The organism is Sphingobacterium sp. MYb382 (assembly GCF_037572665.1).
Taxonomy (GTDB): domain Bacteria; phylum Bacteroidota; class Bacteroidia; order Sphingobacteriales; family Sphingobacteriaceae; genus Sphingobacterium.
The window spans coordinates 339,584-365,343 of record NZ_JBBGZT010000029.1 but is presented as its reverse complement, the minus strand read 5'-3'; the positions used below and the strand labels follow the sequence as shown (position 1 = coordinate 365,343).

General features: G+C 39.9%; 20 protein-coding genes and 1 tRNA gene. 13 read left to right on the top strand and 8 right to left on the bottom strand.

Annotated elements, in window-relative coordinates; genetic code table 11:
• Positions 1–3: 3 nt before the first annotated feature.
• Positions 4–1,728, top strand: a complete 1,725-nt coding sequence (locus WH223_RS19265; protein ID WP_340049500.1) for a M56 family metallopeptidase — start codon at positions 4–6, stop codon at positions 1,726–1,728.
• 311 nt (positions 1,729–2,039) lie between these two features.
• On the opposite strand, the gene WH223_RS19260 is transcribed toward WH223_RS19265, so the two are convergent.
• Entirely contained in the window at positions 2,040–2,987 is a 948-nt protein-coding gene (locus WH223_RS19260) for an MlaD family protein (protein ID WP_340049499.1), read from the bottom strand.
• Positions 2,988–3,047: 60 nt separating this feature from the next.
• Complete coding sequence (locus tag WH223_RS19255) at positions 3,048–3,908, bottom strand: N-acetylmuramoyl-L-alanine amidase family protein (protein WP_340049498.1); 861 nt, start codon at positions 3,906–3,908, stop codon at positions 3,048–3,050.
• Positions 3,909–4,113: 205 nt separating this feature from the next.
• Between WH223_RS19255 and WH223_RS19250 the strand changes: the two genes are divergently transcribed.
• From WH223_RS19250 to WH223_RS19240, 3 genes are all read left to right on the top strand, one after another.
• Positions 4,114–6,723, top strand: a complete 2,610-nt coding sequence (locus tag WH223_RS19250; protein WP_340049497.1) for a putative LPS assembly protein LptD — start codon at positions 4,114–4,116, stop codon at positions 6,721–6,723.
• Between the two features lie 17 nt (positions 6,724–6,740).
• On the top strand, positions 6,741–8,006 hold the full coding sequence (locus WH223_RS19245; RefSeq protein WP_340049496.1) for a competence/damage-inducible protein A: 1,266 nt from the start codon (positions 6,741–6,743) through the stop codon (positions 8,004–8,006).
• 99 nt (positions 8,007–8,105) lie between these two features.
• Positions 8,106–9,473 (top strand): dihydrolipoamide acetyltransferase family protein, encoded by a 1,368-nt coding sequence (locus WH223_RS19240; RefSeq protein WP_340049495.1) that lies wholly within the window; start codon positions 8,106–8,108, stop codon positions 9,471–9,473.
• A gap of 27 nt (positions 9,474–9,500) precedes the next feature.
• Here the strand turns inward: WH223_RS19240 and WH223_RS19235 are convergent, their stop codons facing one another.
• On the bottom strand, positions 9,501–10,871 hold the full coding sequence (locus WH223_RS19235) for an MATE family efflux transporter (protein ID WP_340049494.1): 1,371 nt from the start codon (positions 10,869–10,871) through the stop codon (positions 9,501–9,503).
• Between the two features lie 192 nt (positions 10,872–11,063).
• Between WH223_RS19235 and WH223_RS19230 the strand changes: the two genes are divergently transcribed.
• Both WH223_RS19230 and WH223_RS19225 read left to right on the top strand, forming a co-directional pair.
• The gene (locus WH223_RS19230; protein ID WP_340049493.1) at positions 11,064–11,564 is read left to right on the top strand and encodes a Sec-independent protein translocase subunit TatA/TatB; all 501 of its coding nucleotides are present in this window, start codon (positions 11,064–11,066) and stop codon (positions 11,562–11,564) included.
• Between the two features lie 187 nt (positions 11,565–11,751).
• Positions 11,752–13,971, top strand: a complete 2,220-nt coding sequence (locus WH223_RS19225) for a Tex family protein (RefSeq protein ID WP_340049492.1) — start codon at positions 11,752–11,754, stop codon at positions 13,969–13,971.
• Positions 13,972–14,026: 55 nt separating this feature from the next.
• Here WH223_RS19225 and WH223_RS19220 read toward each other — a convergent pair whose 3' ends face one another.
• Entirely contained in the window at positions 14,027–18,439 is a 4,413-nt protein-coding gene (locus WH223_RS19220) for a translocation/assembly module TamB domain-containing protein (RefSeq protein ID WP_445265630.1), read from the bottom strand.
• 41 nt (positions 18,440–18,480) lie between these two features.
• Between WH223_RS19220 and tsaD the strand changes: the two genes are divergently transcribed.
• Positions 18,481–19,482 carry a tRNA (adenosine(37)-N6)-threonylcarbamoyltransferase complex transferase subunit TsaD gene (gene tsaD / locus WH223_RS19215; protein WP_340049490.1) on the top strand — a complete coding sequence of 334 codons (1,002 nt, stop codon included), beginning with the start codon at positions 18,481–18,483 and terminating at the stop codon, positions 19,480–19,482.
• Between the two features lie 10 nt (positions 19,483–19,492).
• Here the strand turns inward: tsaD and WH223_RS19210 are convergent, their stop codons facing one another.
• On the bottom strand, positions 19,493–19,897 hold the full coding sequence (locus WH223_RS19210) for a hypothetical protein (RefSeq protein ID WP_340049489.1): 405 nt from the start codon (positions 19,895–19,897) through the stop codon (positions 19,493–19,495).
• Positions 19,898–20,058: 161 nt separating this feature from the next.
• On the opposite strand from WH223_RS19210, the gene WH223_RS19205 reads away from it, so the two are divergent.
• On the top strand, positions 20,059–20,811 hold the full coding sequence (locus WH223_RS19205) for a copper homeostasis protein CutC (protein ID WP_340049488.1): 753 nt from the start codon (positions 20,059–20,061) through the stop codon (positions 20,809–20,811).
• Between the two features lie 45 nt (positions 20,812–20,856).
• On the opposite strand, the gene WH223_RS19200 is transcribed toward WH223_RS19205, so the two are convergent.
• Entirely contained in the window at positions 20,857–21,039 is a 183-nt protein-coding gene (locus WH223_RS19200) for a spore protein (RefSeq protein ID WP_340049487.1), read from the bottom strand.
• 29 nt (positions 21,040–21,068) lie between these two features.
• A tRNA-Cys gene (locus tag WH223_RS19195) sits at positions 21,069–21,139 on the bottom strand.
• Between the two features lie 233 nt (positions 21,140–21,372).
• Here WH223_RS19195 and WH223_RS19190 point away from each other — a divergent pair.
• The 5 genes from WH223_RS19190 (at position 21,373) to WH223_RS19170 (ending at position 25,306) form a co-directional block, all read left to right on the top strand.
• Positions 21,373–22,020 (top strand): porin family protein, encoded by a 648-nt coding sequence (locus tag WH223_RS19190; protein ID WP_340049485.1) that lies wholly within the window; start codon positions 21,373–21,375, stop codon positions 22,018–22,020.
• A 228-nt stretch (positions 22,021–22,248) separates the two neighbouring features.
• Positions 22,249–22,872: a porin family protein gene (locus WH223_RS19185; RefSeq protein ID WP_340049484.1), complete on the top strand. Its 624-nt coding sequence runs from the start codon at positions 22,249–22,251 to the stop codon at positions 22,870–22,872.
• A 171-nt stretch (positions 22,873–23,043) separates the two neighbouring features.
• Entirely contained in the window at positions 23,044–23,670 is a 627-nt protein-coding gene (locus tag WH223_RS19180) for a porin family protein (RefSeq protein ID WP_340049483.1), read from the top strand.
• A 171-nt stretch (positions 23,671–23,841) separates the two neighbouring features.
• A complete protein-coding gene (locus WH223_RS19175) occupies positions 23,842–24,492 on the top strand; it encodes a porin family protein (protein ID WP_340049482.1) in 651 nt (216 codons plus the stop codon).
• A 187-nt stretch (positions 24,493–24,679) separates the two neighbouring features.
• Entirely contained in the window at positions 24,680–25,306 is a 627-nt protein-coding gene (locus tag WH223_RS19170; protein ID WP_340049481.1) for a porin family protein, read from the top strand.
• Positions 25,307–25,387: 81 nt separating this feature from the next.
• Here WH223_RS19170 and rpsJ read toward each other — a convergent pair whose 3' ends face one another.
• The gene (rpsJ, locus tag WH223_RS19165) at positions 25,388–25,693 is read right to left on the bottom strand and encodes a 30S ribosomal protein S10 (protein WP_002993539.1); all 306 of its coding nucleotides are present in this window, start codon (positions 25,691–25,693) and stop codon (positions 25,388–25,390) included.
• Positions 25,694–25,760: the final 67 nt, after the last annotated feature.

Genomic DNA, 25,760 nt, shown 5'->3' with positions numbered 1-25,760 from the left:
CTCATGGAAGCAACCTTAACCTATTGTATCCAAGTAAACGTATTGTTGTTAATTATCTATTTTGGATACCACGTGCTGCTACGCGGATTAACCTTCTATCAGCTCAACCGTTACTATTTTGTGTTGGGCGGAATTTTTTCGCTCGTTTATCCTTTTGTAAATGTTCCTGCTTTATTTAGCACGCCCATAGAGCCTGTAGGGGATTTTGTGAGCTACCTACCGGGAATGTTGCAGGAGCAAACAGCAAAAGGTACTAGCATTTCATTGCAAGGCATTGTACTAGCCATTTTTGCTGTCGGAGCTTTGTTTTTCGTCGTTAAGTTTGGTGTTCAGCTGTTAAGCTTGTTACGTATTCACCGACACTCACAGCGCGATTCATGGCATAACTATTTGTACCGTAATGTATGGTTGCCCATTGTGCCTTTTTCTTTTTTTAATAAGATATATATAAACAGAAAGCAGCATCAAGAAGTTGAATTGCAAGATATTTTTGAGCATGAATACACCCATGTGAAAGGTTTTCACAGCTTTGATATTTTGTTGTATGAATTGTTGATGATGTTTTGCTGGTATAACCCTTGCGTTTGGTTAATGCGCAGAGCGATGCGTCAGAATTTGGAGTTTTTAACGGATCAAGAAGTATTAAATGCGGGGGCCGATAAGCAGAGTTATCAATATTCTTTGATTCATGTTACGAAGCAGGGGGAGCAAATAGGGATTTCAAATCAGTTTAATTTTAAAATGTTAAAAAAACGGATTAGTATGATGAACAAAAAAAGATCTTCAACCTTTGAGCTTAGTAAATATATATTTTTACTACCACTCATTATTTTTTCCGCTGCGGCTTTCACCGTGACAAAGGCTGATGCTAAGATTGCTGAAGTTGTACAGTTTACGGAACGCACCTACGTAGCAGAGATTCCTTTTCAACCGGTAACGCCTGTCGTTGACACACTAAAGAAAGAGAAGTCTACTAAAGATACTTCGCAACATCGCCTGACAGTGGTAACCGATAGTTTAGCAAAGCAAAGCGGTATTGTTATTTCGGCAACGAAAAAAGGAGAGGGGGTAATAGTACTTTCTTCGGATTCTTCCTTAAAAAGTAGAAGCGGAGCCGTCCCAGCTATCCCATCAGGGGCGAGTGTAGGTAGAATAAGTTTTATAACAAAAAGTATAAATGGAAAAGAGCCTTTGATTCTTGTTGATGGTAAGAAAATGGTTGGCGGATTTGAGCTAAACGCTATCAATCCAAACGATATTGAATCCATTAAGGTTTCTAAAGATGCTGCTGCGGTAATGAAGTATGGTGAGGAAGGGATAAGTGGGGTTGTAGAAATAAAAATGAAAAAAGATAAATCAACGACAGAATCGGATAATAAGGAAAAAACAGAGCCAAAATTTGAAAAAACAGGAGCAAGCGCACCATTAGAAAGCTTCTCTGTTCCTGCCGGTCGTGAAAGTAATCTCCTTTTCTTTACGGGTAGAGGTGTAAAGCAGTCTTCACAAACCCAAAAGGATGATGTTGTTTCTATTGTAGCCCATGGTGTTGAGAAAGCTACGGGAAAAGTTGTGACGGTTCATTATGCCGATGATCAAGTACAAAAGACTTTGTTTGAAGGTCAAGAAATTAGAATAAAAGCGCGTAAGCAGGATGGCTCTGAAGCTAAAGCTATTGATAATGATAATAAAGTTATCATCATTAATGCTGTGGGTAGAAAAACGAATTAAAGGGAGTTTGCCCTCGGGAATGCCTAGCGTCAACGCCTAAAGAATGTTTGTTGTTTAGAAAAAGAATGAGCTTGTCAACTTGACAAGCTCTTCTTTCGTTTATAGGGTATTTCTATATTTTCTATTAGGTATTTAAATGCTGCTGTAAGGTGTAATTCGCGGCATCTACTTACCATGCTGTCTTTAGTCACTATTGCTTCGCTCAGGGGGATATCCGAGGTCATTGAGAGCATCATGCTTATGGAAGTTTATGCTGTCGGTGTTAGTTTTTGTCCAAAAAAAGAGCTTGTCGTTAATGACAAGCTCTTTTTTTATTTTGTATCCTTTTTACCAAAGATGCTCAGTCGTATATAACGACCAGGTCTTTCTTTTACGTCTTTGATTAACTGATCAAATTCGTAGGTTGCACTATTTAAGTTGTTGTACAGTTTGTCATCATGAAGAAGTAATCCTACAGAACCCTCTCCTTTATTGATTTTATCGGTAATAGCTAAAACATCTTGCATCGCCTTATTGGCATTATCAATCGTAGCTTTAATCTCTGTAGACGATAAATCGGATGACAAATTATTTAAGTTAGCTAAGATGCTGTTGATCTTTTCATTGTTGTTTTTGAAGTTTTGCGTGATGGATTCTAAGTTTTGTAAAATACGCGCTAAGCGGATTTTCTCCGTACCCATTAAGCCTTCCACGTCAGTGGTTATTTTCTCCATGTTTTTCAGCGATACGGAAATGCTACGTAAGCTGCTTTTGAAGTCACGTTGAAATTCCGTGTCTAGAGCGGAGTTTACAGCAGATAGAACCGAATCTAACTTTACAACAAGGTTTTCTATCTTCTTCTGTAGTGGTTCTACTTTCTCTAATAGGTTCGCTTGAACATCAGAAAGAAGTGGAGCACCATCTTTAGCCATTGTCTTGCTATTACCAAGCTCAAAAACAATAGCCTTGCTGCCAAGTAAATCGGCACTAACAATAGTTGCTACCGTATTTGAAGGAATGTTATAATCCTTTTTAATCTTGAAGTTGGTTCTGATCTTACCATTATCGAGTAAGGTAAGTTTGGATACCCTTCCAATCTGGTAGCCATTGACAACAACAGGCTTGGACACCGTCAAACCATCTACATTGTCATAATCTGTATAGTACTCATTTTCATTGGTGAATACATCGTTACCCTTTAGGAAGTTGTAACCAATAAACAATAGCGCTAGCGCAAGGACAGTAATAATGCCTACTTTCGTTTCGTTCGATATCTTCAAAATACGTGATCTAAAATTCTATAATCCTTTACTAACTCAACACACTAATGTACTAAAAGTTTAGCGTTCTGCAGCAGTTTTGTAAGTTTTAATCGCATTGAATAGGTTAGATACGATCTCATCTTGCCCAGCATTCGACATCATGTAGTCTTCCTCATCGGGGTTACTGATGAAGCCAATTTCTGTTAAAACAGCCGGCATACCTGCCGTGCGTAAAACTGCTAATGACAGCTCTTGAACCCCTCTATTCTGGCGTGAGACGCGTACATACTCATCTTGCATATAGGATGCTAAGCGGATACTCTCTCTTCGGAATTGACTTTTTAGTAGCTGGAAAACAATCATCGATGAAGGGTCTTTAGGGTCGAAGCCACCATAATTGTCTTTGTAGTTTTCTTCCATTAAGATGGACGCGTTTTCACGAATCGCTACATCTTGATTGGCTAATTTGTTAAAACCCATAACAAATGTTTCTGTTCCTCTTACGGATGGCTTTCTAACAACTGAAGTTGTGTAGCGGCCATTTCTACCTTTAACACGTTGATCCGCATCCGCCGAGTTGGCATGGATAGATATAAATAAATCAGCGTTATTTTTATTAGCTAGCGCAGGACGCTCATATAGCGGGATAAACACATCTGTGCTACGTGTGTACAACACTTTAACATCAGGCATTTCTTTTTCTATACGCTTTCCTAGTTTTAGCGCTACTTCCAATACCACATCCTTTTCTCTTCCAGATCTACCTACAGCACCGTGGTCTTTACCACCATGGCCAGGGTCTAAAACAATGGTTCTTACTTTTGGGTTTACACCACTAGAAGCCTGTGATTTTGAAGTGGGTATTGTAGCAGAGGTGCTTATGGAAAGGATGAAAATGGAAATAAAGCTGAGGCTATAAAAATTAATTTTTTTAATCATTTGTAATAGAATCTTAAATGTTTTCGTTTGAATATAACAAAACCTTCCGTGCAAAATTATTATTTAATCAAGTGCGTTCTTAACACTTTTGTATATGTTTTTTGACTATTTTTGCCCTAAGAAGTTTAAATTCACACAAAAATAACATTCATAATTCACTTTGAAGGCTTTAACTTGTTTTTTCTGTAGTTTTTTGTTCATTTTCTTGAACGTAGCAGTTTCTTATGGACAAGCTATAGCGCCGCAAAAAAATACACCAACACGCACCGCGACTGATACCACAAAGGCTGCCACAGATAGTACGCACAATCATTTGTTGAAAACACAAGGACGTGATACTGTCGTGATGAAAAGTCAAGATGGACTAGAGACGGTCGTTACGATTGTTGCTAATGATTACTCATGGAATCAGGTAAGTAAGAATGTATTGCATCTCTATAAGGGAGCTAAAGTAAAATATCAAGACTTTGAGCTTGCTGCAGATTATATCCGCTTGGATAGAAATACAAATGAACTTTTTGCTTCTGGTGTTTATGATCATAACAACAAGTATGTAGGCCGTCCGGTTGTTATTTTTCCAAATGACACCCCAAAGTCGGTAGACTCCTTGCTCTATGACTATAAGAAAAAGGAAGGTAACACCTATGGTATCATGACGGAAGTCGATGGTGGTTTTATACAAGCGAAGATTATTCGTAAAAACTTATACGATGAGATGTCTCTTTACCATGGTTTGTATAGTACCTGTAATTTACCTTATCCACATACACACTTTGGTATTCAAATTTCTAAGGGAGTTGTGACCAAGAATCAAATTATTGCTGGCCCATCATACTTGGTCGTTGAAAATATTCCGATAAAATTCTTAGCCATTCCATTTGGCTTCTTCCCGAAGACTAATAAACGATCGTCCGGATTCCTATTCCCTTCTTTTGGGGAAGATGCTACACGCGGATTCGCCCTTCGTGATGTTGGTTGGTACTTAGCATTTAACGATTATTGGGATTCCGAAATTCGTGCTAGTATTTATTCTAAAGGATCCTGGGAGACGAATATACGCACCAATTACATGGTGAACTACAAATATAGCGGGGGCTTTAATCTTAGTTATGCAGCTTTGAAAAGTGGAGTTGAAGGAACGCAAAACTATGGAACGAACAAGTTGTTTAATGTGACTTGGAATCACACCCAGCGCCAAGAGGCAAATCCAGGTACCTCTTTCTCGGCATCTGTTAACTTCGGTAGTTCCTCTTACGCTAAAAGTGTCGGATTTAACCAGCACCAAAGTGTAAATGATGTTGCTCGTAACAACATGTCTTCTTCCATTGCTTATGGTCGTGTTTTTGGTGATGGTAAAGTGAATTTAACAACCACTATGAGTCACCGTCAGGATATCACAACGGGTCAGGTAGATTTGGAATTGCCTTCTTTCAGTTTGAACGTGGCGACCTTCAATCCTTTTGATTCTAAAAATAGAGTCGGCGAGCAAAAATGGTATCAGCGTATCACGGTAGGGTATAGCTTGCAAGGAAGAAACTCTATCTCCGCGAAAGACTCCGTTTTGTTTAAGAAAGAAACGCTATCTAAATTCACCAACGGATTTCAACACAACATCCCGATTAGTTTAAGCATAAATGCGTTTAAATATTTCCAATTCAATACATCGGTGAACTATACCGAGAGATGGTACTTGCAAACTATTCGCAAAGGCTTGGAGAATGAAATCAACGGTTTCAAAGAGGTGAAAGATACCGTACCAGGTTTCCGCCGTGCCTATGATTACTCGATGTCTACGGGTTTATCGACAAAGATTTATGGTCAATACCCGAAGATAGGTAAGATTGAAGCTATTCGACACGTCGTGACACCATCAATTAACTTAAACTACCGTCCTGATTTCTCTGATCCGCGTTATGGATTCTATAAGGAGTTTGTAAACGATAAAGGTGTCCTACAGAAGTATTCCGTTTTTGAAGGCGGTATTTTCGGTGGACCAAGTGCAGGTAAATCAATGGGTATCGGTTTCTCGGTAGATAATAATATCGAAGCCAAAGTGAAAACCAGTAACGATACTACAGGAAAAGCATTCAAGAAGATTCCTATTATTCAAGGTTTAACGTTTAGCGGTAACTATAACTTTATGGCCGACTCATTGAAGTTGTCGACGATTAGTTTCTCGGGACGTACTTCTATCTTTAATCAAAAAATTAATATTAACTTCAATGGTACGTTTGACCCTTATGTCGTGAATAGCGAAGGGGTGCGTATTGATAAATTCACGTTGAAAGAAGGTAAGTTAGCACGTTTGACAAACTTTGGTTTATCTTTTGACTACAGCTTAAATCCAAGTGCGAATAAGATTCGTAATAACAATGTGGATTCTTTGCGTAATCAAATGCCTAATATGACTAAAGAACAGGCAGACGCTCTTGCACGTATTAGTACTGACCCTAATGCTTTCGTAGATTTTAATATTCCATGGAACTTAAATGGGGCTTTCAGTATGAACTACAGCAAGCGTTGGGATGCCAACTCAAAAACCATGAGAAGTGACGTAACGGCAACGGTCAATGTCAATGGTGATGTTAACCTTACGCCGCAGTGGAAAGTGCAATTTACATCTGGATACGATTTAAGACAACAAGCGTTATCCTTAACACGCTTTAGTATTTATCGCGATTTACACTGTTGGGACATGTCGGTGGGCTGGGTGCCTTTCGGGCAGTACCGCAGTTATAATATAACGATTCGGGCGAAGTCGTCGATTTTACAAGATTTGAAATTGACCAAACGCGAGAGTCATTACGTATACTAATAGATTCTTTCAGCCTTATGAAAGTAGAAATCATAACCATAGGCGACGAGCTTTTAAACGGACAAGTTGTTGATACCAATTCTCCTTGGATTGCGCAACAACTTATCCCTTTACATTTTCAAGTCGTCCAAATTACTTCTATCGCGGATACGCGAGAAGCAATTTTAAAAGCCCTAGCCGATGCACAGCAGCGGGCCAACATTGTGTTGGTAACTGGAGGCTTAGGACCTACCAAAGATGATGTAACCAAAGAAACCATTGCTTCTTATTTTGATACGACCCTAGTACGGGATGAGGCCGTGTTGGCGCATGTACGTTATCTTTTTGAGAAACGTTGGGGTTTTGCCGATATGCCGGTTATCAATCAGCAGCAAGCTGATGTATTGGCCAATGCTGAGGTTCTTTTCAACGATATCGGGACAGCCCCAGGCATGTGGGTAAACCATCAAGGGTGCGTCTATGTGTTTATGCCTGGTGTTCCTTTTGAGATGAAGTTTATCGTGAAGGAGCGTCTGTTACCACGCTTCGCAGCATTGCCGACTACAGAACGTGTACACCATGCTTACCTATTGACTGTAGGTATTGGAGAGTCGCATCTAGCGCGTGAAATTGCCGATATCGAAGATCAAATGCCTGCACATATTCATTTGGCTTATCTGCCCAGCTTCGGTTTGGTGCGCTTGCGTCTTACTGCTTTAGGGCAGGATGAAGAAGCATTGATTGCCGAAACGCAGCAGTTGGTGGATGCCTTGGTGGAGCGCTTAGGTGATTATGTGGTAGCTTTAGATAAAGGTTCTTTTGAAGAGGTAATTGTACGCCAGTTTACGGAGCATAAGCAGACTCTTGCTACAGCAGAAAGCTGTACGGGAGGCGCTATTGCATCTTCTATTACGGCCATTCCGGGAGCTAGTGCCATGTTTAATGGTGGGGCGGTAAGCTATGCTAACGAAAGTAAAATACAGGTGCTCGATGTGCAACCACAGACATTAGTCGATTTTGGTGCTGTCAGTGAGCAGACGGTTTTAGAGATGGCCTTTGGTGCCCAGCGTGTCTTTAACACGGATTATGCCGTTGCTACAAGTGGTATTGCTGGTCCCGGTGGTGCTACGCCTGATAAGCCTGTTGGTACGGTTTGTATTGCTGTAGCGGGAAAGAACGAACAATTGGTTAAAACCTTTAATTTCGCCGGTGATAGAGCCGTTAATATTGAAAGATCACGCGCTATGGCCTTAGCGATGCTGTGGAAACTCTTTCGAAAAGAGCAAGGAAACGTTAAGATGTAATATTTTGCATTATCAGTGATTTGAAATATTATATTTTGTTTTTATGTATTGGTTAGATTAATTTCTAACTTAGTAAATCATTCAACGAACTTAAGAGAAATGGGTATATATAAGTTGCTACTTCCTAAAATGGGAGAGAGTGTTTCGGAGGCAACAATCACGAAGTGGTTGAAACAAGTAGGAGACACGATTGCAGAAGATGAATCGATTGTAGAGGTTGCTACCGATAAGGTTGATTCTGATGTGCCATCTCCGATACAGGGGAAGATTGTGGAAATACTATTTACAGAGAACCAAGTGGTGCAAGTTGGCGATGTTATCGCACATATTGCAACAGATGGTGCTGATGTAGAAATCGAAACGCCGACTCCAGTTATTGAAGAGAAGGTCGCTCTCGCGGATGTAGAAGCGCCTATCGTTTTGGACGAAGAGGTATTGACGATTCCTGGAACAGAGCTGTTGCAAGAAGAAACCAAAGCAGCTACGTTTATTCACGGAGCAAATAGATTTTACTCTCCTTTAGTGAAAAATATAGCACAAGAGGAAGGGTTAAGTCAAACGGAGCTTGATGGCCTTGCTGGCACAGGAGCCGACGGTCGCGTTACAAAGCAGGATATTTTAGCTTATATCGAAGACCGTAAGTCTGGCAACATTAGCGTAACAGCTAATGGGAACCATACTACAGCATCTCCATCTCGTGTACATTCGACAGCAAATCAGGCAAGCAAAGAAGCTGCAAAAACAGTTGTCGCTGGACCAGCAGAAGAGATTGTAGAGATGGATCGAATGCGTCGTTTGATTGCTGACCACATGGTGCATAGTGTGCAAACATCACCGCATGTTTCATCTTTTGTAGAAGCCGATGTAACCAATTTGGTGAACTGGAGAAACAAAGTTAAAGATGAGTACAAAAAACGTGAGGGCGAAAATATCACCTTTACACCAATCTTTATCGAAGCAATTAGTAAAGCATTAAAAGATTTTCCAATGGTGAATGTTTCCGTAGATGGATACAACATCATTAAAAAGAAACATATTAATATCGGTATGGCAGCAGCTTTACCTTCAGGCAATTTGATTGTACCTGTTATTAAAAATGCTGATCAGTTAAGTTTGGTAGGAATTAGTAAATCGGTGAACGACCTTGCAGGACGTGCACGTGCCAACCAATTGAAGCCTGACGATATTCAAGGAGCTACTTTCACCTTCACTAATATTGGTGCCTTTGGCAACATTATGGGAGTGCCGATTATCAATCAGCCGCAGGCGGCAATATTAGCCGTAGGCGCAATAAAGAAAAAACCTGCTGTGTTAGAAACAGAACATGGTGATGTTATTGCCATTCGTCAGATGATGTATCTATCGCTTTCTTATGATCACCGTATTATCGATGGTGCTCTAGGCGGAACGTTCTTGAAACGAGTAGCGGATTATTTGGAAGAATGGGATGTGAATCGCATCATTTAATAAAGATAAAAGCATAAAAAAAGGGAACTAATCGTTCCCTTTTTTTATGTTATACTTTCCAATGATGTATCGATAACGGAAGAATAATAGAACCGAAGAGGTAAGTAAGCCTAAGGTTAAACCATACCATATACCTTGAACGCCCATGTTCAGGTGAATGCCGAGTACATAAGCAACAGGAATTCCTACTACCCAGTATGCAAAGAAGGTAATAAAGGTCGGCGTGTTCACATCACCCATACCTCTCAATACGCCTAAGCCCACCACCTGTGTTCCATCAAATAGCTGAAATAAACCAGCGATAATTAATAACTGTGCCGAGATGGCTATTACTGCCGTATCATCACTGATGAATAGCGGTAGTTGTTTGTTGAAAATAGCGAATATAAGTGCACATACCACCATGAAGATAAGCACCAGGTGATAGGATACTTTGGCAAACTTTTGCACCCGCTCCATATTATTTTTACCGAAGCTATGGCCTGTTTTTATTGTCGCTGCCGACGCAATACCACTCGCCATCATGTATGTCATGGAGGCCAGGGTTATTGCCACTTGATGGCTGGCTTGTTCTACAGCACCGATTTTTCCGGCAATAATAGAGGCTACAGCAAAAGCTCCAACTTCAAACACATATTGCATCGCTACTGGAGCCCCAATTTTGAAGATGCGTTTTACCGTCGCTAATTCTACATGGAAAATCTTGAAATATTGCATGTACTCTTTAAAGCGCTTCGCTTTAAGGACATATGCCGACATGGCAATCATCATCAAAATACGATCTATTAAGGTAGCGTAACCGACACCAACGATGCCCATTGGCTCTATCCCAAAATAGCCCTTTACAAAAATAATCGCTAAGATAACGTTAAGCACATTTCCCCAAATGGTGATGTTCATCGCTTGCTTGGTGAAGCCTAAGCCTTCCGCAAATTGCTTGAATGTGTTAAATACCATCAATGGCACAATGGAAAGCATCAATATAAAGAGATACGGTTTCGCTGTTTCTACCACACGAGGATCTTGGTCTAGGTGTTCCACGGCATACATGGATCCATAATCTACCAATAGGAATAGAAAAATTGCCGCAATAATATTAAGCCAAAGACTATTGGACAGTAATCGGCCAGCTTCTTTTTTATCTCTTCTTCCGTTAGCTTGCGCGATAAGTGGTGTCAGTCCGTAAGCGATACCTAAACCGAGTACAAGAACGACAATAAATACAGAGTGTACTAAGGAAACTGCCGCCAAAGGGATAGTGCCCACAAATTTACCCACGATAACCGTGTCTGCGGTTTGCACAAGGGTCTGTCCTAGCTGTGATATAATAACAGGGCCAGCAAGTGCAAAAGTGCTCCAATAGAAGCGTTTGTTGTTTTTATAAAATGTATTTTGCATAGTAATTTGCCAAAGGTAGGCAATTATTTATGGGTTATTCGTTTTATGAAATTTCGTGAGATTAGAAAAACATACCTAAATTCTAATGTGTTTCTTGAAAAATGTTACTAATTTTTTAAGGTCAATGGTTGATGAATAGTAAATTTACACTTACCTTAGCCTCGTAATTTTTAATAATAAGAAAAGAGAAAAATGGTACTAGGTTTTTTAAATATAGGCGCCCAAGAGACGTTTTTTATCGTGATTATCATTCTGTTATTGTTTGGTGGTAAGAAGCTTCCTGAATTAGCAAGAGGGTTAGGAAAAGGTATCCGTGAGTTTAAAGATGCCTCTGAAGGTATTAAACGTGAGATTTCTGATCAAATCAACAATTTTGAAAAAGACCTCGACGTAACAGTAGAGGATAAGCCTGCAGAGGTAACGAATACAACTCCATCCTATGTGGAGCATACGCCCGAAGCTATTGAAGAAACAACAGCTGTAGTTGAAGAGACAACAGAAAAGAAACCTTTTCCTCAGTTTTCAGCTCCTGAGAACCTTGTGCAGCACAATCCTGGCCAACAGCCTGGAACAGAAGAGCACAGCTATGGTTACCAAGAAGAAGCTACTGCTGCTGCTGATCAAAATAATGCAGAAGAAAACAAAACGGCTGTTACAAACGGCCCGAATGACAATCCAATTAATCACGCTTAAAATTTTTATACACCGTATACAAAGAGGCTGTTAGGTTGTCTTAATCCTTTTACGCAACGTATCTGCGTGTTACAAAAAAAATCAACAAATGCATCGGTATTTATCGATGCATTTGTTGATTTTTTGTTAAGTAGCTCCGCTGTAAGAGGAATAAGATGTTAGCAACTCTTCTTTTACTTTATTATTTATGGCATACGAAATTATTATTTCGAAAGAGTTAGGTGTCACCACCAAGCAAGTATTAACTACAATAAGCTTGTTGGATGAAGGCGCTACAGTACCTTTTATCTCTCGCTACCGGAAAGAGATGACAGGAAGTTTGGATGAGGTGCAGATTACGGCTATTCGTGATCGTGTGCAGCAATTGCGTGATTTGGATAAACGTCGCGAAGCAGTCTTGAAATCGATTAGCGAACAAGGGAAGCTTACTCCAGCTTTAGAGACACAAATTAAAGAGGTAAGCACGATGGCGGCATTAGAAGATATCTACTTGCCGTATAAGCCTAAACGTAAAACACGTGCGTCGATGGCGCGCGAGAAAGGTTTACAGAGTTTGGCCGACCGTATTTTGGAGCAAGATAGATTTGATGTTGCTGAGTTTGCGGAAACCTTTGTGGATAGTGAGAAAGGTGTTCTTTCGGTCGACGAAGCATTGGCTGGCGCGCGCGATATTATTGCAGAGCAGATTGCTGAAGATGCAGAAGTACGTTCCAATACCCGTAAAATTTTCTTAAATCAAGGACAGTTTGTATCTCGTGTTGTAGCAGGTAAAGAGGAAGCCGCTATTAAATATAAAGATTATTATGAATGGTCTGAGTCTTTGAAAGATGCTCCTTCACACCGTGTATTAGCGATGCGTCGTGGCGAAAAGGAAGAGATGCTTTATTTAGATATTCAGGTGGAAGAGCAGGCGGTATTGCCGATGTTGGAGAAACAGTTTATCACAGGCCATAATGATGCTGCTGCGCAGGTACGCCTAGCGATGAGCGATAGCTATAAGCGCCTGTTGAAGCCTTCCATGGAAACAGAAGTACGTGTCATCACCCGCCAAAAGGCAGATGAAGAAGCTATTCGTGTATTTGCGGATAACGTGAGACAGTTGTTGTTGGCTGCTCCTTTGGGACAGAAGCGATTGTTAGCCATCGACCCAGGCTTCAGAACAGGCTGTAAGACGGTCGTTCTTGATGCGCAAGGAACCTTACTTGAGAATACGGCTATCTTCCCGCACACGGGGGCTGGTGGCTTAGCAGAGGCTAAGAAAACAATCGAGCATTTAGTAGAAAAGCATAAAATAGAAGCTATAGCTGTTGGTAATGGAACGGCAGGTCGTGAAACAGAAGATTTTGTACGTAAGTTAGGATTACAAGGGGTGACGTTAGTGATGGTGAATGAGTCTGGTGCTTCTATCTATTCTGCTTCTGATGTGGCACGTGAGGAATTTCCGGAGTATGACGTAACGGTGAGAGGTGCTGTGTCTATTGGTCGTCGATTAATGGATCCTTTAGCTGAGCTTGTAAAGCTTGATCCTAAATCTATTGGTGTTGGTCAATATCAACATGATGTAGATCAAAATAAATTACAAACATCCTTGGATGATACGGTTGTTTCTTGTGTGAATGCAGTAGGGGTAGAGTTGAATACAGCTTCCAAGCAGATTTTGTCTTATATCTCTGGGTTAGGTCCTTCTTTAGCACAGCAGATTGTTAACTATCGCGTGGCGAATGGTCCATTTCGTTCACGTAAAGAATTAAAGAAAGTGCCTCGTTTGGGCGATAAAGCTTTTGAACAAGCAGCAGGATTCTTGCGTATTCGCCAAGGAGAACATCCTTTGGATGGCTCAGCTGTTCACCCGGAGCGTTATGCGCTCGTGGAGCAGATGGCTAAAGATGTGCAAGCGCAAGTTGCTGATTTATTAACGAACGATGCTTTGCGTAAAGCGATAGACCTTAAAAAGTATGTAACAGATGAGGTTGGTTTACCAACGCTTAATGATATCCTTGCCGAGCTTGCTAAGCCAGGACGTGACCCTCGTGAGCAGTTTGAGGAGTTCTCGTTTACCGATGGTGTAAATAGTGTAGCTGATTTGAGAGTAGGAATGAAGCTTCCAGGTATCGTTACCAATATTACGAATTTCGGTGCCTTTGTCGATATCGGTGTTCATCAGGATGGACTCGTGCATTTAAGCCAGCTAGCTAACCGTTTTGTCGCTGATCCGCACGAAGTGGTGAAGGTACAGCAAAAAGTAACGGTTACGGTGACGGAGATTGATGAGCGCAGAAATCGTATTGGTTTGTCTATGAAAACAGAAGAGCGCCCAGCACAGCATAAAAATAAAGGAGCGAAACCGAAAGATGCTGAAACGGATATGGCTATTAAGTTAGCTAACCTTGCAAGTAAGTTTAAATAAGCTTCTGGCTAACCTATATAAAAATAGGCTTCTCGTAATGGGAAGCCTATTTTTTTTAGTCCGTTTTTAGGAGCGGTGGATTTGGAATCGTTAAGCTATCCACCTTTAGCGTATCTTTTTTATCCTTTTTGTCGGACCACCACCATAGCTTACGCCAAAATTCTGGAAGCGTATTAAACTCTTGTCTATAGACTAAGCCTGCGGCGGATATATAATCGCTATAAGGCGTAAAGAGGAAGTTTTTCGTGTTTAACCTGTTGTATGCCCTAAGGACTAAACTACCATCCTTACGTAGCTTAAAGGTAACTTCTGCATCAGTTGCTATTTGATCAGAGAAAGGTGTTAAATCGTTTACTCTATTTTTACTACGATCGCTTACGCCCCCCGTTAAGGTTAGTCGGTCATCGAAAAACTTTAAAGAGGCCGAGGCGTCATTGAATGAACGGATATTCAAATCGAAGAAATCCATTTTTAGCGATTGTGAAATGATGCTATTCAATTGGTTGAAGGCTATCTCTGTACCTGCCGAAAGCAAGGTGTTGTTTAGCTCTTTACCAAATTCCTGTGTAGATGCTGGCGTGAAGCTTCGGCGTACAATTAAACTTATAGCCTGTTGATTGATATTATTACCATCTATAAAATAACTCTGTAACTCATCCTTGATGTAGGGGTCTTGCGGGAAGTTTAAATCAAAGGACAGCTCAGGCTGTGAAAGCGTTCCTTTCAATATCATGTCGGCTTGAGCCAATACCCGGCTGTTATTTTCCGACCTACCTGCTGCATTATACAAAGGAGCAACGGAGGTGCGTTGTTGGTAAGTAGCACCAAGATTTACGGATGCATCTGAAGGATTTCCCGCCCAGCGGATGGTTCCTCCCTCTTTTAAGTCGAAATATTTGTTGAAGAAATCTTGCGCTGTGAAGTGGAATTTGCCCGAAAGAACATGGTAGTCGCCAAACATCTCGAAATCGCCTAAGCTCGAAATACGTAAGCTCAGGTTGCCTCGGCCAGCCCCTTTAAGGGAGCCTAGGTTGTTTTCGAGGTTAATCTCTGTTTCTGGTGATATATTCAAATCCATATTCATGGTCAATCCCTTGAATAGGCGCTCTGTTTTCTTATTTCCGGCTGTGCTTGAGTCAGCAGTGGTGAAGTAGATGAAATCATTCTCCGTCACAGTCAAAGAGCTGTTGAACGGAATAGTGATAGACGTGTTGGGTTTCGACTCCGCATCGATGCTGATGTTTATAGCCGATGAGGGGCCCTTGAAGCTGAATTTCCCGCTAGCGAAGGCTGTACCAAAAAATAGCTCATTATCTTTTCTTGTCGTATTTAGTACATGTAAATTGTTTGTCGTTACCTGCAACTGGATGTTAGGGTCTGATAGGGTATTCATATCGACAAAGCCAGAGGCTAAAGCAGGGACGTTACGGCTATCTTGAAAGCGTAGATTGTTTAAAAGAAGTCTGTTGTTGTCAATAACGATGCCTTGATTCAGCATGTTATAGTTTGTTTGTAGGTAGTTTACCAAGAAGGAAGCATCACTAATTGTTGCATGGCCGTGGAAAATAGGTTTATTTAAAGAGCCTGAAATCTCCACTTCCCCACTAAGTTTACCATACAAGTTCGTTATCAGATCTTTTAAAAATGGCTGTACGATTAATAAGTCGGTATCTTTTAGTTTACCTTGTAGTAGAAGCGGGTTCTCTTCCGCATTCAGGTCGTAGTAACCATACATCTCTACGCCTTTTCCATCGATGCTAAGTAGTTTTGCGACCAACTCGACGACTCCCTTTTGTGGTGCATAATCTGCATTGACAACTAAAGTACCAATAGGCAGATTGTTGTAGACAATAGGGCTTGTGTTGATATGCGCCGATAGGTTGGGGTTTTTAAAGAGAGAGTTCACAATGATATCTCCATTTAAATGTCCTTGTAGGGTGATGCCTAGAGGCTTGGTAATCCCCGAAAAGGAGGCTAAATTAAAATCTTTAAAGGCAATGTTTACTTTGTCATTTTCATCCGATAGGATACCGTTGACGGCTACCTCTTGTTTATCCCTTTTAAAAAGGAGATTGTTGAGATAGAATTTACCTTTTGAAACACGGAGGTCTGCATTAGGGTTGATTGTCCACAGCTCGTTATTGAGCACCAAGTTGGATTGGTCAAATTTAATATAGGCAGGTCGCTCATAGGCAAAGTGGATATTTCCGCTTAAGGCCAGATGGTTAGGGCGATTGCTATCCGACAGCTGGATAGCAAATCGAAGACTATCGTTCGCTAAAGTGTTGTTAATGCGTATATGGTCAATATATACAGAGTCGGATAAGCTAATACGATCGGCTAATATGCGTAAATCGAATGCTTTGTTATCCGCATCTTCTTTAAGGCTTAAATTTTTTACGGTGATACCTTTATAGCTCATGATAGGGCTGAAGGCCTCAAACTTTGCCGTATAGTTCTGTGAGGAGAAGTGCGCCTTTAAGGTCGCTCCATTATCCATCTTCAAGCTCGGGTCGAATAGCGATGAGATGGGTGCGAATGAAGTGACTTTGACTTGCAAGTCGAAGTTTTGTGGGTCGTATACTTGCGTCGGAATGTTGATAGCCGGAGCATAACGCATGGCTAAGGATTTGAAATAAGCACCTATCGTTTGGAGGTGTATCTGTCCCGACATGCTCGCCTGTACAACATCAGATGTTAATAGTAAAGATTTGTATTGCTCACTGCCACGTGATTCAAAAGCTAGTTTTCCAACGGTAAATTCACCGCGGCTAGAGCTGAATGTCAGCTTATCACTTTTGACATACCCAGCGATGCTATTTAGCGACTCTCCATTCAAATCGGCTTCTACATCTGTTTCTTTTATAACGATACTATCCTGCTGATATAATTTTGTCTTTTTAAGCGATAGCTGTTCGATATTAGCATATAGCTTATAACGAGGGACGGTAGTCGACCAATCGGCAACACCATCGAAAAATAACTGTGCATTGGGGTCTATAAACTGGCCATTTGCGCGTAGCACTTTCTCTAATATTTCGCCATCAAAATCAATCTTCGCGTAGGTATATTCTTTAAATTTTAAATTGCTAGCCTCACCTGTAGCCTTGAGATCTACAGATTTGGTGTTGTTTGTGTTCCCACTAAAGGTAACGGTAAGGCCTGTAGTACCCAAATCTTTAGATTTAAGTAGGCTGCCGAGGTCAAACTGTGCGCTATTCGCTGTTCCCGAAAATGTTACTTTTGAGGCTATATTGATGGCACTTTCTGTACTAATAGCGCCTAACGCCGTCTGTAAGTTTCCTAGAGCCTTGAAATCGTAGTAGTAGCCCGTTAGTTTACCCGCATAATGAACCTGCTCGAAATATTGTAACTCCTCCGGTAGCGAAAATTGTTGCATATTGCCGAGCTCTGGCACTAATTTCTCTACGTCCTTAGCACTCGTCGCCAGCTCATCAACGGAAAAGTTAAATATTGTTTTCTGGATATCAGGAAGGCCATCGATAGTGAAGTCGGCACGTAGGCTGGTGGTATTCCCCGTTTTGAGGTGTACATTTTTAGCCCGTATATGCTCTACCGTTCCATTTAAATCAGCTTTCAGCACTTCTGTGCTGAAGCGTACAAACTTCATGTCGGGAGCAAAGAATTCAATATCCTTAGAGTCTATGAGACTATTTTCTAATCGTCCTTCGACCTTTACACGACTTATGAAATCCCCAAAGGCATCGAAGCTAGGATACCGCAGGGCGACATAATGGGTCAAATAGGAACGATTGGTTTGGAGCATTAAATTGGAGAACTCCATCTCTTTGCCTGACACGCTTGTGTTTGCACTAAAATTACGCACATATAAGCCTGTTTTCTCTTTAAACGTTAGTTGGCTTATTTTACTTTTAAATACAGACCCTTCAAACTCAATTTCGTCAAAAGTACCCGATAGCTCGCTAAGGTCGATATCACCAAAGTCAATACCGCGTTGGTGACGTTTGTAACGGTGGTCTAGGAACTTTAGATGCGCCTGCTGCACCTCCAATTTTCTAAGATCTATTTGTAAACCTTTATTGCTTGATTTATCCTTTTTAGGTTCCGATTTAAAGTAGTCGATTAGGAAGGTGAAATTGGTGCTATCCTTGAAAACCTCATAGTTCACATAGGGAGCTTGAAGGCGTAGTGCTTTGACTTCAATTTTTTGGTCAAAAAGCTTGACGAAGGAGATATTCGCTTGTATGCTGTGGGCATACAACATCTTCTTTCCCGAACGGTCATTAATCTGGATATTTGTTAATTCTAACGTGTTGAAGGGCTTGAAATAGACAGCATCTATGGTGATTTCTGTTTGTAGGGCGGTGCTCAGGTATTTAGCTACTCGCTTAGACACATAGGTTTGTACAGCTGCATATTGTAGCGATAATACCATAGCAAAGAGCAGTAAGCTGATGCTCAATACGGATAGTAGCGCTATTTTTATTATTTTTTTGATATTTTTGTATTCTATTTAACCCTTAAAAAATGGCAATTGTACTCGGTATAGAGTCATCCTGTGATGATACGTCCGCTTCCATCTGTATAGACGGTGAAATTAAGTCAAATATTATTGCTGGACAAGCAATCCATGCAAAATATGGAGGCGTTGTGCCTGAGCTAGCATCGCGTGCGCATCAGCAAAACATTATCCCGACCGTAGATCAAGCTATACAGCAAGCAAAAATAAGTAAAAATGATATAGATGCGGTAGCTTTTACGCGTGGACCTGGTCTTTTAGGCTCTCTTTTGGTGGGAACATCCTTCGCTAAAGGATTCGCTTTAGCCAAAGGGATTCCATTAATTGAGGTTAATCACATGCAGGCGCATATTTTATCGCACTTTATCGATGAACCGAAACCAGCATTTCCTTTTCTATGTTTGACAGTTTCTGGTGGTCATACGCAGATTGTCTTGGTAACAGATTACTTCGAAATGGAAGTATTGGGGGAGACGCTTGACGATGCAGCCGGAGAGGCTTTTGATAAGACAGCAAAAATTTTAAACTTACCTTATCCGGGTGGCCCATTGGTTGATAAGTATGCTCAAGAGGGAAATCCTTTTGCTTTCCGTCTTCCTGAACCACAGATACCAGATTTAAACTTTAGTTTTTCGGGTTTGAAAACGGCGATTCTTTATATGGTGCAAGGGGAAGAAAAATTGAACCCTAATTTCTTAGAGGAGCGTATGGCTGATGTATGCGCCACGGTACAGCAGCGTATCGTTTCTATATTATTGAATAAGCTTAAGAAAGCAGCGAAGTTGACAGGGGTGAAAGATATTGCCATCGCTGGTGGTGTTTCCGCAAATTCAGGTTTGCGAAAAGAATTATTGGCTATGGGAAAGACATATCGCTGGAATGTATTTATCCCGAAGTTTGAATATTGTACAGACAATGCGGCAATGATTGCTATTGCAGGATATCATAAGTTCTTGAAGCAAGATTTTGTAGGGCAGGATGTAGCTCCTTTAGCACGTATGCCAATGTAGGAAGGGCTTACTAGCTCTTCTCTACTGTTTCGTTAAACCGGACAAGCCATGCTTTAATAATGGCTGCTAGCTCATAGCGCTCCTCGCCCGCAAAGCGAAGCATGAGCATGTCGAGGGTGTCCATCATATCTTGATACTCGGGAAAGAACCCCTCGATGTTGCGGTAGTCCGATAGAATATCTATCAAGTAGCAGTGCATGTCGTATTCGACAAATTTGTTCTGATGGAAATCACTTACCTCCAACCATTCTCCTTCCAAGCGATAGCCCGATAAGATATGCTTCTCGCATATCTGTTGATAGGTGTTTCGTGTTTCCATCAATTGCACGCGAATATTTTCTTTTTTGCTCAGCAATTCATCAAAGAGTGCGGATAGCTTCTCCTGTATGGCGGTCTCTTTAGAAATCATGGTCATAACGTATGGCTTAAAAAGCGATTGATAACTTGTGTTTATAATAACGCTTATTTGCTTTTAAATGTTTTGTTAAAGTGTTGAAAATAGGGTGTTTATTGTTGTTTATCGAAAAAATAGCTTATTTTTTAACAAATAAATTATAGAATTCACCAAATTTGAACATGTTAGGAACAGAAAGAAAGATTAACGGCTATGCGTTAGAGATTTGCTCAAACTCTTCGTTTTCAGCTTTGCAAGCACAGCTTGGTGGGGCTAGCCGGGTGGAGTTGTGTCAAAATTTAGAAAATGGGGGAACGACACCTTCCTATGGACAGATACGCAGCACTCGTAAGCTGTTGGATATTGGTATACACGTGTTAATTCGCCCACGTGCTGGCGATTTTGTGTATACAGCAGAAGAGTTTGAAGAAATAAAAGAATATATACGCTTCTGTAAAGAAGTAGGCTGCGATGGCGTGGTCATTGGGGTGCTTCATTCAGACGGCTCGGTCGATAAAGAACGCTGTGCTGAATTGGTTGCTCTGGCAAAACCATTGACCGCAGTCTTCCATCGTGCATTTGATCGGTGTAAAGATCCATTAGCGAGCCTAGAAACCATTATTAGCTTAGGCTTTGATAGAATCCTTACTTCAGGGTTGGCGTTGACTGCAGAGGCTGGAAAAGAGCTGCTGACAACACTTATAGAAAAAGCAGCAGGACGTATTGAGGTTATGCCGGGTTCTGGCGTTAATGAAGGAAATATTGTAGGCTTGTTAAAAGAAACAGGAGCACAGTCTATTCATAGCTCGGCAAAGGTAACGGTAGCTTCTACGATGCAGTATGACGTACTTCCATCGATGGGGATGAATGAAGCGACGATGCAAACTTCCAAACTACTTGTTGAAGAGTTGGTCGGTAGAATCGAGCAGATATAAAAAAAGAGAGGCTAGCCTCTCTTTTTTTATATTGTAGATAAACAATTATTTAGCAGCTTCAGCAGCTAATTTGTTTAAGATTAAATCATTTTTAGTGACTTGGCTGTGTTTCGGCATTTGGCTTTTTGTTCCAAGCTCGATATTACGGCCTAATTTTAAAAACTGTACCTCAACACGTGAAACAGTTTTATTTCTTCTATCTTTTCTTTTTAAACGTGTAACTCCCATTGTTTTCTTTTTTATTAGTAAATAAAACGAGGTCGGAAGCGGATTCGAACCGCTGTAGGAGGTTTTGCAGACCTCAGCCTAGCCACTCGGCCATCCGACCTTTTCCCCTTAAGGGAATGCAAAAATAAAATTTACTTTTGATATTACAAAGCTTATTGGCAAAAGATTTTTGTTTTAATCGAAAAAAAAGCGCTTTCCCTAAGAGGTAGATTGCTTTTTGTAGGCTTATATTTTGTTTTTATTTGGGTAAGCGCTTGTTGTATAGTACTTTGTTTTAGGGCTTGTTCATTTTGAATGAAGCGGCTATTATTAATGAATTTAAAAACTAAAACTATGAAAAAAGAACTATTCGCAATGTGTATTGCACTGTTTGCTGTAATTGGCGTACAAGGACAATCAACTTTAGGAGTAAAAGCGGGAGTGAATCTTGCCAAGCTATCCAATGTTGAAGATTCAAAAACGAACACTTCTTTTCACGTCACTGCTTTTGCTGATTTCCCATTAGCCCCTCAATTTTCTATTCAACCAGGGCTATCCTTGCAGGGGAAAGGGTTTAAAGGGGAAGGGGAGATTAGTTATTCGGGGGAGAATGGAACATCTGGCCAAGGTGAAGGTACGGGTAAGATTAACTTTTTATCCCTTGAGCTGCCTGTGAATTTCGTGTATTATGTTCCTGCTGGAACGGGGGAATTCTTTGTCGGTGCTGGTCCTTATATTGGATTAAACCTACGTGCAAAGGCTCATTTTATAAGTAACGATAGTGATTTTGGAACGACTATTAGTCAGAATCTGAAATTCTCAGGAAGGGACAAAACTGTTAATATGGTCGATGCAGGAGCTAATTTTTTGCTCGGCTATAAACTTGTGAACGGTTTTCTTATAAATGGTGGGTATAATCTTGGACTAACAAATTTATTAGCTAAGGAAACGGATAAATTTGCGAATCGGGTGCTGTCTTTCGGCATCGGATTTCAATTTTAAGGATAAATATGTTAAAATTTTGAAAACACTTTTGACCAGTTTTTAAAAGTTATTTTTTACTTTATGTATTTATTTTCAGTGTATTGAAGACGTTTTTCTTGCTGTTTGGGCTGCCTTTTGGAGTTATAAATAGACCTGTTAAATTTGAATTGTCTTCATCTTTTTTTATAAGATTGATTTTTTGGTCTAAATCTTGCAAAGATTATAGTACATCAAACAAATATGGTTATGAAAAAAGTTTTACTTACAATGACAGTTGCACTCTTAGCAGTAGCGGGAGCACAAGCACAAACAAGCTGGGGATTAAAAGGAGGAGTTAACTTAGGTAAATATAGCAACGTCGATGGAGCTAGTAATAATACGTCGTTTCATGTAACAGGTTTTGCGGATTTACCGCTATCAGAGCAATTCTCTATCCAACCTGGAGTTTCCTTACAAGGCAAAGGAATGAAATTTGAGAGTAAATTAGCTGACATAGCAAGTTCTAAGACTACACGTAATGTCATGTCTGTAGAGATTCCTGTAAACGCAGTATATTACATTCCTGCCGGATCGGGCGATTTCTTTATCGGTGCTGGTCCATATATCGGATTTAATGTGAGTGGTAAGGATAAGTATAAAAATACTGTAGGGAGCGGCTCTAATGAAACAGATAAGAAACTGAAATTCTCTGGCGACAATAAAGATTTAAATCTAATTGACGCTGGTGCAAACTTCTTGTTGGGTTACAAATTAGAAAATGGTCTTCTAATTAATGGAGGTTACAACTTAGGGTTGACAAACCTTGTACCTAAGGCTGCAGATAAAGTTTCTAATCGTGTATGGTCATTTGGTATTGGTTTCCAATTCTAGTCGGCTAGAACGATATTAAGTTGCATAAAAAAGGGCTTTTGATATAAATCAAAAGCCCTCTTTCTTTATTGTTATGTTTTATAGCTTGGATAGGCTTTGTTATAAATACGGTTTCCCCTTTTTTTTTATTAAAAAATAACGTTATTATTGTGGCACGAAAAAAAAATAATTATGAGAAAAATTTTACTTACTGTTACTGTAGCTTTAATGACTGTGGCAGGTGCTCACGCACAAACACAAACAAGTTGGGGATTAAAAGGTGGTGTTAACTTAGCAAAGTATACCAAACTACAGGAAGCAAAAAATAATACTGGATTTTATGTAACCGGTTTTGCTGATTTTGCTTTATCGCCGCAGTTTTCAATCCAACCAGGTCTTTCTTTACAAGGTAAAGGCGCTAAGTCTGATTTTAAGGACGCTGACGATAATTTTAAAAATACGATAAACGTGATGTCTATTGAGGTTCCTGTAAATGCGGTATATTACATTCCTGCCGGTACAGGTAATGTTTTCATCGGTGCGGGTCCTTATATTGGCTTCAATGTGAGTGGAAAAGTTAAAACTAAAGGTCAAGAAGGCGGCATCTCTATTGATGAGAAAAATAATATTAAGTTCTCTGGCGACGAAAAAGATATGAACCGAATTGATGCTGGTGCAAACTTTTTACTTGGTTACAAATTAGAAAATGGTCTTTTAATTAATGGAGGTTACAACTTAGGGTTGACAAACCTTGTGCCTCACGCTACGGACAAGGTTTCTAACCGTGTTTTATCATTTGGTATTGGTTTCCAATTCTAGTCGGCTAGAATGACATTAAATCGCATAAAAAAGGGCTATTGATTTGCATCAATAGCCCTTTTTCTTTATTGTTATGTTTTATAGCTTGGATAGGCTTTGTTTTAAATACGGTTTCCCCTTTTTTTTTATTAAAAAATAAGGTTATTATTGCGACACAATAAAAAAATAATTATGAAAAAAGTTTTACTTACCGTAGCTGTAGCTTTATTGGCTACTGCAGGCTTAAATGCGCAAACACAAACAAGTTGGGGATTAAAAGGAGGTGTTAACTTAGCAAAGTATACCAAACTAGAGGAAGCAAAAAATAATACTGGATTTTATGTAACCGGTTTTGCTGATTTTGCTTTATCTCCACAGTTTTCAATCCAACCAGGTCTTTCTTTACAAGGTAAAGGTGTTAAGTTAGAAGGTGATTTTGATATGAGTTTACCAGGTCTTGATTTGCGAGGTGATGCCAAAGTTAATCGAAACATTATGTCTATTGAAGTTCCTGTAAATGCTGTTTATTATATTCCTACAGGTTCAGGAAGTGTTTTTATTGGTGCAGGCCCTTATATTGGTTTTAATGTGAGCGGAAAAGACAAGGTCAAAGGTAAAGTCAATGGCGTATCTATCGATGATAAAGTGAGTGTTAAATTTTCCGGGGACAATAAAGAGATGAATGTAATCGATGCTGGAGCAAACTTTATGTTGGGCTATAAATTTGTAAATGGTTTCCTTATTAACGGAGGATACAATTTAGGATTGGCAAATGTAGCTGCTGATTCGGATGAGAAAATCAGCAACCGCGTATTATCATTTGGTATCGGTTTTCAGTTCTAGTTTTCTAGAACGACGCTATAATACATAAAAAATGGCTATTGATTTGCATCAATAGCCATTTTTCTTTATTGTTATGTTTTATAGCTTGGATAGGCTTTGTTTTAAAAACGTCTTTCTCTTTTTAAAATATTTTTATTTTTTTATTTCAAAATAGCGTTATTATTGCGCCACAATAAAAAAGGTAATTATGAGAAAAACTTTACTAGCTATTTCCGTTGCATTATTAACCGTTTCTGCAGCACAAGCACAAACACATTGGGGGATTAAGTCGGGGTTGAATCTTGGAAAATTTACGGTTCTCGAGGATGCAAAATTTCACACTTCTTTTCATGTAACTGGTTTTGCAGACATTGCATTATCGGAACAATTTTCTTTTCAACCGGGGCTTTCTTTACAAGGAAAAGGTACTCGTTATAAAAAAATAATAGGTAAGAAGCAAAACTACTATCAACTGTCACGTCATGTGTTATCTATAGAACTTCCGGTAAATATGATATATTACATTTCTGCAGGTAGCGGTAAAGTGTATGTCGGTGGAGGTCCATACGTGGGTATGAATGTTGGAGGACGGAAGAAATTGATAGAGAAAATGGGTAATGTGACAATAGAAACTAAAGAAAGTTTAACCTTTACAGGTGACGATCGCGACTTAAACTTATTTGATGCAGGGGCAAACTTTGTTTTGGGCTATAAATTAGCGAATGGTATTATGATCAACAGCGGCTATAATTTAGGTTTAGTAAATTTGGTACCAAATGCGGATAAGACGATTTCTAACCGCGTATTATCATTTGGTATTGGTTTTCAATTCTAGTTTCCTAGAACGACGCTATAATACATAAAAAATGGCTATTGATTTGCATCAATAGCCATTTTCTTTCTTCACTGAAATCTATCACACTTTGATTTCAACCTCAACACCTGAAGGTAATTCAAGTTTCATTAAGGCATCAACCGTTTTAGAGTTTGATGAATAGATATCCAACAAACGTTTGTAAGCACACAATTGGAATTGCTCACGTGCTTTTTTGTTAACGTGTGGTGAACGTAAAACTGTATAGATTTTTTTCTCAGTAGGTAATGGAATAGGACCACTAACAACTGCACCTGTAGGTTTTACTGTTTTAACGATTTTCTCAGCAGATTTGTCTACCAAGTTGTAATCGTAAGATTTCAATTTGATTCTGATTCTTTGGCTCATTTTATTTGTTTTAAATGAGCTCCTATTAGAGCGATTGGCAATAGGAGCTCGGTTTATTTTTAATGTA

Coding starts and splice junctions, on each gene's coding strand:
- WH223_RS19265 (WP_340049500.1), top strand. CDS start 4: ATGGAAGCAACCTTAACCTATTGTATCCAAGTAAACGTATTGTTGTTA.
- WH223_RS19255 (WP_340049498.1), bottom strand. CDS start 3,908: ATGATTAAAAAAATTAATTTTTATAGCCTCAGCTTTATTTCCATTTTC.
- WH223_RS19245 (WP_340049496.1), top strand. CDS start 6,741: ATGAAAGTAGAAATCATAACCATAGGCGACGAGCTTTTAAACGGACAA.
- WH223_RS19240 (WP_340049495.1), top strand. CDS start 8,106: ATGGGTATATATAAGTTGCTACTTCCTAAAATGGGAGAGAGTGTTTCG.
- WH223_RS19235 (WP_340049494.1), bottom strand. CDS start 10,871: ATGCAAAATACATTTTATAAAAACAACAAACGCTTCTATTGGAGCACT.
- WH223_RS19230 (WP_340049493.1), top strand. CDS start 11,064: ATGGTACTAGGTTTTTTAAATATAGGCGCCCAAGAGACGTTTTTTATC.
- WH223_RS19225 (WP_340049492.1), top strand. CDS start 11,752: ATGGCATACGAAATTATTATTTCGAAAGAGTTAGGTGTCACCACCAAG.
- tsaD (WP_340049490.1), top strand. CDS start 18,481: ATGGCAATTGTACTCGGTATAGAGTCATCCTGTGATGATACGTCCGCT.
- WH223_RS19210 (WP_340049489.1), bottom strand. CDS start 19,897: ATGACCATGATTTCTAAAGAGACCGCCATACAGGAGAAGCTATCCGCA.
- WH223_RS19205 (WP_340049488.1), top strand. CDS start 20,059: ATGTTAGGAACAGAAAGAAAGATTAACGGCTATGCGTTAGAGATTTGC.
- WH223_RS19200 (WP_340049487.1), bottom strand. CDS start 21,039: ATGGGAGTTACACGTTTAAAAAGAAAAGATAGAAGAAATAAAACTGTT.
- WH223_RS19190 (WP_340049485.1), top strand. CDS start 21,373: ATGAAAAAAGAACTATTCGCAATGTGTATTGCACTGTTTGCTGTAATT.
- WH223_RS19185 (WP_340049484.1), top strand. CDS start 22,249: ATGAAAAAAGTTTTACTTACAATGACAGTTGCACTCTTAGCAGTAGCG.
- WH223_RS19180 (WP_340049483.1), top strand. CDS start 23,044: ATGAGAAAAATTTTACTTACTGTTACTGTAGCTTTAATGACTGTGGCA.
- WH223_RS19175 (WP_340049482.1), top strand. CDS start 23,842: ATGAAAAAAGTTTTACTTACCGTAGCTGTAGCTTTATTGGCTACTGCA.
- WH223_RS19170 (WP_340049481.1), top strand. CDS start 24,680: ATGAGAAAAACTTTACTAGCTATTTCCGTTGCATTATTAACCGTTTCT.
- rpsJ (WP_002993539.1), bottom strand. CDS start 25,693: ATGAGCCAAAGAATCAGAATCAAATTGAAATCTTACGATTACAACTTG.